This window comes from Pseudomonas sp. P4_D7, assembly GCF_056401755.1.
In genome coordinates, this window is the sequence record NZ_JBFUIR010000014.1 from 188,661 (window position 1) to 196,529 (window position 7,869).

Below are 7,869 nucleotides of genomic sequence, written 5' to 3' on the forward strand. Positions count from 1 at the left end.
GCTGGCAGGCGCCAGACGGGCGCCTCATAAGGAGTTAGCTGAATGAAAAAACTGATCGCTGCTTTTGCTGCCGTTGCAGCATTCTCGGCCCACGCCGAAACCCTGACCGTTGCCGCCACCCCGGTGCCGCACGCGGAAATCCTTGAGTTCGTGAAGCCGGCGTTGGCCAAAGAAGGTGTGGATCTGAAGGTCAAGGTCTTCACCGACTACATTCAGCCGAACGTACAGGTCGCGGAAAAGCGTCTGGACGCCAACTTCTTCCAGCACCAGCCGTATCTCGATGAGTTCAACAAGGCCAAGGGCACTAGTCTGGTTGCCGTGACCGGTGTGCACCTGGAGCCGCTGGGCGCTTACTCGAGCAAGCTCAAGGATCTGAAGGATCTGCCAAGCGGTGCCAACGTAGTAATCCCGAACGACGCCACCAACGGCGGCCGTGCCCTGTTGCTGCTGGCCAAGGCTGGCGTGATCACTTTGAAGGATCCGACCAACATCCTGTCGACCGTCAAAGACATTGCGACAAACCCGAAAGACCTGAAAATCCGTGAACTGGAAGCCGCGACCATCCCGCGTGTGCTCACCCAGGTCGATCTGGCGCTGATCAACACCAACTACGCGCTGGAAGCCAAGCTCGATCCGTCCAAGGATGCGCTGGTAATCGAAGGCAACGACTCGCCGTACGTGAACATCCTCGTGTCCCGCGCGGACAACAAGGACAGCGATGCGATGCAGAAACTCGCTGCTGCGCTGCACAGCCCGGAAGTGAAGAAATTCATTACAGAGAAGTACAAAGGCGCAGTATTGCCGGCGTTCTGATTGGGTTGTTGCAACGAAAAAGGGGACGCCATGTGCGTCCCCTTTTTTGTCTCTGGTGTTTGGCTTTGGACCTGCTGTGAAGCTGCCCCTCACCCCAGCCCTCTCCCGAGGGAGAGGGGGCCGATCTTCAAGCTTTTCGAGCCTGAGTTCGACTCATAATTGCAGGTCGGCGCAACTCGAACAAACACCTCGGTCAGTTCCCTCTCCCTCTGGGCGGTCCGACGTTTCGGGAGGGCTAGGGTGAGGGGCTTTTCGCTCTTCAGCTTTTATTTGCGGTTAAGCATGACCGGCAGCTGCGCAACCAGTTTGGCATTGTTCAACGGCGCTCGAATAAACCCCCGCTGCGTCCCGTCCGGGCCGATCACCGCCAGATTGCCGCTATGGTCGACGGTGTAATTCGGCTTGCTCGTATCCGCCGGAATAAACGGAATACTCACCGCGTTCGCCACTTTCTGCAGCTCTTCAATCGAAGTCGGTGTCAGGCCAATGAACTGCGGATCAAAATAGCCCAGGTACTGCTTCAACTGCTTCGGGTTATCGCGGTTCGGGTCAACGCTGACCAGCACGATCTGCAACTTATCCACAGCGTCTTTCGGCAGTTCACTCTTGATCTGCCGCAGCTGCGCCAACGTTGTCGGGCAGATGTCCGGGCAGAAGGTGTAGCCGAAGAACAGCAGGCTCCACTTGCCTTTCAACTCGTTGATCGCCACCGGTTTACCGTCCTGATCGGTCATCGTCACGTCCGGCAGATTGCGGCTCTGCGGCAGCAGGATAATGCCGGCGTCGATCAGCGCAGTCGGGTCGCCCTGGCCCTTGCCGCTCAGCACTTTGTTGACGGTAAGTCCCAGGATCAGCGCGATCACGGCGACGAGGATGAAGACGGTTTTCTGGGTTCGAGTCATAGGTTCAACAGTAAGTAGTGGTCTACGAGCAGGGCGATGAACAACAGGAACAAGTACCAAATAGAGTACTTGAAGGTGTTGATCGCCGCGTGCGGCCGAGTGCCACGGTACAGCACCACGGCCCATTGCAGAAACCTCGCGCCCAAGCAGAGCGCGCAAATCAGGTAGAGCATGCCGCTCATGTGAATCACGTAAGGCAGCAGACTCACCGCCAGCAGCGCGAAGGTGTAGAGCAGAATGTGCACCTTGGTGTAGTGCTCGCCGTGGGTGACTGGCAGCATCGGGATGTCGGCCTTGGCGTATTCCTCCTTGCGATGAATCGCCAGCGCCCAGAAGTGCGGTGGGGTCCAGGCGAAGATGATCAGCACCAGCAACAACGGTTCGGCGCTGACGTGGCCGGTGGCTGCGGTCCAGCCCAGTAATGGCGGGGCAGCACCGGCGAGGCCACCGATGACGATGTTCTGCGGCGTCGCGCGTTTGAGGAAGCCGGTGTAAATCACTGCATAACCAAGAAGCGAAGCCAAGGTCAGCCAAGCGGTCAGCGGATTGGTGAAAGTCAGCAACAACGCCTGACCGAGCAACGCCAGCACCAAGGCAAACGTCAGTGCCGCCGCCGGTGAAACCCGGCCCTCGGCTAGCGGCCGTTTATGCGTACGCGCCATCACCGCATCGATGCGCCGATCCACCACATGGTTGACCGCCGCCGCACCACCGGCACACAGGGCAATCCCCAGATTGCCGAACACCAGCACCGTCCACGGCACCCCGGCACGGGTCGCGAGGAACATGCCAACCAGCGAGGTGATCAGCATCAGCACCACGACTTTCGGTTTGGTCAGCTCCAGATAATCACGCCAGATCGCCTGATGCGGGCGCTCGCCAATCAGAATCGCCACGGCGTTTCTCCTTTTATGGTGATGGGCGCGGCCGCGTGTTTGCGCGGGCTCAGGCGCCAGCGCGCGAGCACCGGTTGTTTGACCCGGACCAGGCTGGTGCGCGCGTGGTAATTGACCAGCACCATGGTCAGCAACAGCGCCGCGCCGCCAGCGTTATGCGCGACCGCCACCGGCAGCGGCAGATGGAACAGCACGTTGCTGATGCCGAGGGTGATCTGCGCTGCGAGGGCAATAAGCACCAGCCCGGCCAGCCGCGTCATGCCAACCACTTTCAATTGCCAGGCGAGGCCGAGCAGCACCAGCGTCACCAGCAGCGCGCCGATACGATGAGTCAGGTGAATCGCCGTGCGTGCATCGCTGTCGAGTTGTCCGCCGAGATAATTCGGGCCGATGTGTTGAGTCAGGTGAAAACCGTTGGCGAAATCCGCTGGCGGCAGCCATTGCCCGTGGCAGGTTGGGAAATCGATGCAGGCCACCGCCGCGTAGTTGGAACTGACCCAGCCACCCAGCGCGATCTGGCCAATCACCAACAACAATCCCGCTGTCGCCCAATACTGCAAACGCTTGGGCACGGTCAGTGCCGGCAGCACGCCGGACAGTCGCAAGGTCAGCAAAAACAGCAAACTCAACGTCGCAAAACCGCCGAGCAAATGCCCGGTGACCACTTGCGGCCAGAGTTTGAGCGTCACCGTCCACATGCCGAACGCCGCTTGCGCGAACACCACCGCGAGCAGAAACAGCGGCAGCTTCAACGGCTGCCCCGGATGACGTCGATTGACCCACGCGCGCCCGGCCAGAATCGAAATGAGCAGGCCGAGGGTGCCGGCGAAGTAGCGGTGGATCATCTCGTTCCAGCCCTTGTGCGCCTCCACCGGTGAGTCGGGGTAATGCAGTTCGGCATGGGCCAGTTGCGCTTCGCTTTTCGGCACGCTGATAAACCCGTAGCAACCCGGCCAGTCCGGACAGCCAAGGCCGGCGTGGGTCAGGCGCGTATAGGCGCCGAGCAGCACCACAATCAGCGCCAGCAGGGTGGCAAACAGCGCGAGGCGAAATCCAGGTTTGGCCATGACGATGCCCTTATCCGATGTTCGACAGTTTCAGCAGGTGACGCAGGTCGTTGAGCAGATCCTTGCCTTTCACATTCGGCTCGTAACGCAGTACGAGATTGCCGTGGGGGTCGATGATCCACAGCTGCGGCGTGGCTTTGTCGCCCGTGGTTTTACTGAACGATGTAGCGTCCAGCGGATAGCGTTGCAGCTGTGGATATTCGCGGTTGAGCTTGGCCTCGTAATCGGCGCTCACCGGTTGCGCCATGGCGAGAGCGTGGCTGGCGCGGCCGGCATCGCGACCGAGGCCGATCTGGATCTGCCGCGCCAGATACACCAGTTGCTGGCAATCCACCGCGCAATCCTTCGGCGCGGTGACCAGCATCTGCCAGCGCTCCTCGTCGGCCTGCACGCCGAGGTCGGCGCGGGTCTGGCCGTTGCCGATCAGTTCGCCGTGATAGCTGCGACCCTCCGGCACCCAGAACTGCAATTTGTACATGCCGGTGGCGAGCACCATCGGGCCGATCACGCCAAGCAATATCAGCAGCAACTGAATGCGCCCGCGACGACGGGTGGCGGCAGGTTTCGCCTCAGACATGCTGGGTGGATTCATGGCCGTTCCCATGGTGTTTCTCCTTTGCGTTGTGCAAGCCCAAATAGACGTAGAGGCCGAGCAGGGCGGTGGCCATGGCGAACCACTGCACGGCGTAACCGAGGTGTTTTTCCGGGCCCATGGCGACCACCGGCCAATCGGCCTCGTAGCTGGCCGGGCCGGGTTCGGCGCGTAACTCGTAGGTAAAGCCGTCGCGCTCAAGGGTTTTCCACAGCTTGGCGGGTTCGACGGCAGTGATGGTTTGCGGCCAGGTGTTGCTGACCGGATCGGCATGAAGTTGAAAAGTGGCGCCGGGGGCGACGTAGACCCAGGCATCGACATTCAACGCCTCAGTGGGCGTGGTGAATTGCGGCGGCACGCGGCGGTCCGGCCACGGCAGCCAGCCGCGATTAACCAGCAGCCACAGGCCTGTACGTTGATCCTGAAACGGTTGCACCAGCTCGACGCCGACCTTGCCGTTACGCTGACGGTTATCCAGCAGCAAGCTGTGCGCGGCATCGAACTGGCCGTGCAGATGCACGCGGCGATAAGCCGGATCAGCGCTATTGAGCAGTTCGCTGCTGGCCATCGGTTCGGCCGCGCGGCGTTCGGCGTAGCTGGTGAGCAGAGCGGTTTTCTCGGCACCCCGGCTCAATTGCCAGAAGCCTAGCGAAACCAGCAACGGCAGCAACAACGCCACCACCACGGTCGGTATCACGCCCGGGCGAAAGCGCTTCATGGCTGCGCCACAAAGTCAGTCGTTGCGATCGCTATACTCAACTGCATCGCCTGTCCCCCGGAGTTCTTCCCATGCTCAAAACAGCCATCGTCCTGATGCTGATTGCCACGGTGATCAGCCTGTTCAGCGGCCTGTTTTTCCTGGTCAAGGACGACAGCAGCTCGAATCGCCTGGTCATCGCCTTGAGTGTTCGGGTGGCATTGGCCGCCGCCACCGTCGGCTTGATCGCCTGGGGCTTTTACAGCGGCCAATTGGTGTCGCATGCGCCTTGGTAGTGGTGATCCTCAGAGTACGTAGACGAAGATAAACAGACCGATCCAGACCACGTCGACGAAGTGCCAATACCAGCTCGCCGCTTCGAAGCCGAACTGGTGCTCGTTGTCGAAGTGGCCCTTCATGATGCGCATCAGCATCACAAACAGAATGATCGTGCCGATGGTCACGTGGGCGCCGTGGAAACCGGTGAGCATGAAGAACGTCGCGCCATAAATACCGGAACCGAGGGTCAGGCCCAGTTCGTGGTAGGCGTGCATGTATTCCTCAGCCTGGAAGCCGAGAAACGCGCAGCCCAGCAGCACGGTGATCGCCAGCCAGATTTTCAGTGCGCCGCGATGGCCCTTTTTCAGCGCATGGTGGGCGATGGTGATGGTCACGCTGGAGCTGACCAGCAGAATTGTGTTGATCAGCGGCAGGCCCCACGGGCTGATGACTTCTTTTGGCGGCGGGAACAGTTTCGGATCCGGCGTGTGCAGCAACGGCCAGGTGAACTGGAAGTTCGGCCAGAGCATGTGCGCGATGCCTTTGGTGCCCTCACCGCCGAGCGCCGGTCCGGAGACGTGCCGCACGTAAAACAGCGCACCGAAGAAGGCGACGAAGAACATCACTTCGGAGAAGATGAACCAACTCATGCCCCAGCGGAACGAGCGATCGAGTTGCGGGCTATAAAGCCCCGCGCGGCTTTCCTTGATCACCGCCCCGAACCAGCCGAACAGCATGTACGCCAGCAACAGGCCACCGACGAAAAAGATGTACGGGCCGTGGGATTCCGGGCGCGCTGCCTTCAGATCGTTAAACCAGGTGGCGAGGCCGTACACAGTGATGGCCATGCCGAAGGTCGCAATGATCGGCCATTTGCTTTGCGGCGGAACGTAATAATGCTCATGAGTTGCCATTTATTGTTCTCCTTATCGGGCACGCTCAACCGCCAGTGTTTACAGCCACCGGCGGATGTCGGGCGGTGATATCGAACAGCGTGTAGGACAGCGTCAGGTGCTTCACATCCTTGGGCATGTCGCGGTCAACAATGAAGCGCACCGGCATCTCGATCTGTTGACCGGGCTGCAGCACCTGCTGGGTAAAGCAAAAGCATTCGGTCTTGTGGAAATATGCCGCGGCGCTGCTCGGTGCGATGCTCGGCACGGCTTGCGCACTCATCGGTTTGTCGGTGGGGTTGCGCGCGATGAAGATCATCTCGTTGACCGCGCCGGGGTTGGCGGTGAGTTCGTCATGCTTGGGGTAAAAGTCCCACGGCATGTCGACGTTGTTGGTCGACAGAAACTGCACACGCACCTGGCGCGAAGTGTCGACCACCTGCTCACCCTCGTACTGCCCGGCGGTCTTGCCGTTGATGCCGAAGGCTTTGCACATCACGTCGTAGATCGGCACCAAGGCAAAACCGAAGACAAACATCGCCACCACCACGCCGAGCAGGCGGGTGACGAGTTTTTTCATCGAGATCGAATCAGCCATGGTTCATGCCTCCCCACCAAACCCTGTAGGAGTGAGCCTGCTCGCGATGGGTGCACCGCGGTGTGCCCGACACACCGCCATCGCGAGCAGGCTCACTCCTACAAAAGCCAAGCGTTTCATTTCACTTCCGGCGGTGTGGTGAAGGTGTGATACGGCGCCGGTGACGGCACGCTCCACTCCAGACCTTCCGCACCATCCCACGGTTTGGCCGGTGCTGGCGGGCCGCCGCGAATGGTCTTGATGACGATGAACAGGAAGAAAATCTGCGTCGCACCGAACATGAACGCGCCAATCGACGAGACCATGTTGAAGTCGGCGAATTGCAGGTTGTAGTCCGGAATCCGCCGCGGCATTCCCGCAAGACCGACGAAGTGCATCGGGAAAAAGGTCAGGTTCATGCCGACGAACGACAGCCAGAAATGCAGCTTGCCGAGGGTTTCGTCGTACATGTGGCCGGTCCATTTCGGCAGCCAGTAATAGGTCGAGGCGAAGATCCCGAAGATCGCCCCCGGCACCAGCACGTAATGGAAGTGCGCGACCACAAAGTAGGTGTCCTGATACTGGAAGTCCGCCGGCGCGATGGCCAGCATCAACCCGGAGAAACCGCCGATGGAGAACAGGATCACGAACGCCACGGCAAACAGCATCGGCGTTTCGAAGGTCAGCGAGCCTTGCCACATGGTGCTGGCCCAGTTGAACACCTTCACCCCGGTCGGCACCGCGATCAACAGCGTGGCGTACATGAAGAACAGCTCGCCCACCAATGGAATGCCGACCACGAACATGTGGTGCGCCCAGACGATGAACGACAGGAAGGCGATGCTCGCCGTCGCGTAGACCATCGAGGTGTAGCCGAACAGCGGCTTGCGCGAGAAGGTCGGGATGATCGAGCTGACGGCGCCGAAGGCCGGCAGGATCATGACGGCCACCTCGCGATGGCCGAAGAACCAGTACCCATGCGGGAACAACACCGGGTCACCGCCACCGGCAGCTCTGAAGAAACGGGAGCCGAAGTGGCTGTCCATCAGCATCATCGTCTCGCCCCCGGCCAGCACCGGCATCACCGCGATCCGCAGGAACGCGGTGATCAGCCAGGTCCAGACGAACAGCGGCATTTTCATCAGCCTCATGC

At 60.5% G+C, this 7,869-nt stretch carries 10 protein-coding genes; 2 read left to right on the forward strand and 8 right to left on the reverse strand.

Going from position 1 to position 7,869, the window contains the following annotated elements; translation table 11 throughout:
- Positions 1 to 42 precede the first annotated feature (42 nt).
- A complete protein-coding gene (locus AC1DVF_RS12095; RefSeq protein ID WP_016986456.1) occupies positions 43 to 813 on the forward strand; it encodes a MetQ/NlpA family ABC transporter substrate-binding protein in 771 nt (256 codons plus the stop codon).
- 266 nt (positions 814 to 1,079) lie between these two features.
- Here the strand turns inward: AC1DVF_RS12095 and AC1DVF_RS12100 are convergent, their stop codons facing one another.
- The 5 genes from AC1DVF_RS12100 to AC1DVF_RS12120 are packed head-to-tail and all read right to left on the reverse strand — an operon-like array spanning position 1,080 to position 4,988.
- Entirely contained in the window at positions 1,080 to 1,715 is a 636-nt protein-coding gene (locus AC1DVF_RS12100) for an SCO family protein (RefSeq protein WP_008081211.1), read from the reverse strand.
- Positions 1,712 to 2,611 carry a heme o synthase gene (gene cyoE, locus AC1DVF_RS12105; RefSeq protein WP_093429498.1) on the reverse strand — a complete coding sequence of 300 codons (900 nt, stop codon included), beginning with the start codon at positions 2,609 to 2,611 and terminating at the stop codon, positions 1,712 to 1,714. Before cyoE ends, AC1DVF_RS12100 begins: the two co-directional genes overlap by 4 nt.
- Positions 2,599 to 3,678 (reverse strand): COX15/CtaA family protein, encoded by a 1,080-nt coding sequence (locus AC1DVF_RS12110; protein WP_095113101.1) that lies wholly within the window; start codon positions 3,676 to 3,678, stop codon positions 2,599 to 2,601. The genes cyoE and AC1DVF_RS12110 overlap by 13 nt, the downstream gene beginning before the upstream one ends.
- A 10-nt stretch (positions 3,679 to 3,688) precedes the next feature.
- Entirely contained in the window at positions 3,689 to 4,282 is a 594-nt protein-coding gene (locus AC1DVF_RS12115; RefSeq protein WP_093429961.1) for a hypothetical protein, read from the reverse strand.
- On the reverse strand, positions 4,248 to 4,988 hold the full coding sequence (locus AC1DVF_RS12120) for an SURF1 family protein (RefSeq protein ID WP_477782500.1): 741 nt from the start codon (positions 4,986 to 4,988) through the stop codon (positions 4,248 to 4,250). The genes AC1DVF_RS12115 and AC1DVF_RS12120 overlap by 35 nt, the downstream gene beginning before the upstream one ends.
- 71 nt (positions 4,989 to 5,059) lie before the next feature.
- Between AC1DVF_RS12120 and AC1DVF_RS12125 the strand changes: the two genes are divergently transcribed.
- On the forward strand, positions 5,060 to 5,263 hold the full coding sequence (locus AC1DVF_RS12125; protein WP_007911731.1) for a twin transmembrane helix small protein: 204 nt from the start codon (positions 5,060 to 5,062) through the stop codon (positions 5,261 to 5,263).
- 9 nt (positions 5,264 to 5,272) lie between these two features.
- Here the strand turns inward: AC1DVF_RS12125 and AC1DVF_RS12130 are convergent, their stop codons facing one another.
- From AC1DVF_RS12130 to AC1DVF_RS12140, 3 genes are all read right to left on the reverse strand, one after another.
- Positions 5,273 to 6,160 (reverse strand): cytochrome c oxidase subunit 3, encoded by an 888-nt coding sequence (locus tag AC1DVF_RS12130; protein WP_093429494.1) that lies wholly within the window; start codon positions 6,158 to 6,160, stop codon positions 5,273 to 5,275.
- A 25-nt stretch (positions 6,161 to 6,185) separates the two neighbouring features.
- Positions 6,186 to 6,737, reverse strand: a complete 552-nt coding sequence (locus AC1DVF_RS12135; protein WP_456024753.1) for a cytochrome c oxidase assembly protein — start codon at positions 6,735 to 6,737, stop codon at positions 6,186 to 6,188.
- 116 nt (positions 6,738 to 6,853) lie between these two features.
- On the reverse strand, positions 6,854 to 7,869 hold a 1,016-nt coding region (locus tag AC1DVF_RS12140), incomplete at its 5' end, for a cbb3-type cytochrome c oxidase subunit I (RefSeq protein ID WP_477782501.1).

Excerpts from the sequence above, each read along its gene's own strand:
- AC1DVF_RS12115 (WP_093429961.1), bottom strand. The coding sequence starts at position 4,282 with ATGGGAACGGCCATGAATCCACCCAGCATGTCTGAGGCGAAACCTGCC.
- AC1DVF_RS12135 (WP_456024753.1), bottom strand. The coding sequence starts at position 6,737 with ATGGCTGATTCGATCTCGATGAAAAAACTCGTCACCCGCCTGCTCGGC.
- AC1DVF_RS12095 (WP_016986456.1), top strand. The coding sequence starts at position 43 with ATGAAAAAACTGATCGCTGCTTTTGCTGCCGTTGCAGCATTCTCGGCC.
- AC1DVF_RS12110 (WP_095113101.1), bottom strand. The coding sequence starts at position 3,678 with ATGGCCAAACCTGGATTTCGCCTCGCGCTGTTTGCCACCCTGCTGGCG.
- AC1DVF_RS12100 (WP_008081211.1), bottom strand. The coding sequence starts at position 1,715 with ATGACTCGAACCCAGAAAACCGTCTTCATCCTCGTCGCCGTGATCGCG.
- AC1DVF_RS12120 (WP_477782500.1), bottom strand. The coding sequence starts at position 4,988 with ATGAAGCGCTTTCGCCCGGGCGTGATACCGACCGTGGTGGTGGCGTTG.
- AC1DVF_RS12130 (WP_093429494.1), bottom strand. The coding sequence starts at position 6,160 with ATGGCAACTCATGAGCATTATTACGTTCCGCCGCAAAGCAAATGGCCG.
- AC1DVF_RS12125 (WP_007911731.1), top strand. The coding sequence starts at position 5,060 with ATGCTCAAAACAGCCATCGTCCTGATGCTGATTGCCACGGTGATCAGC.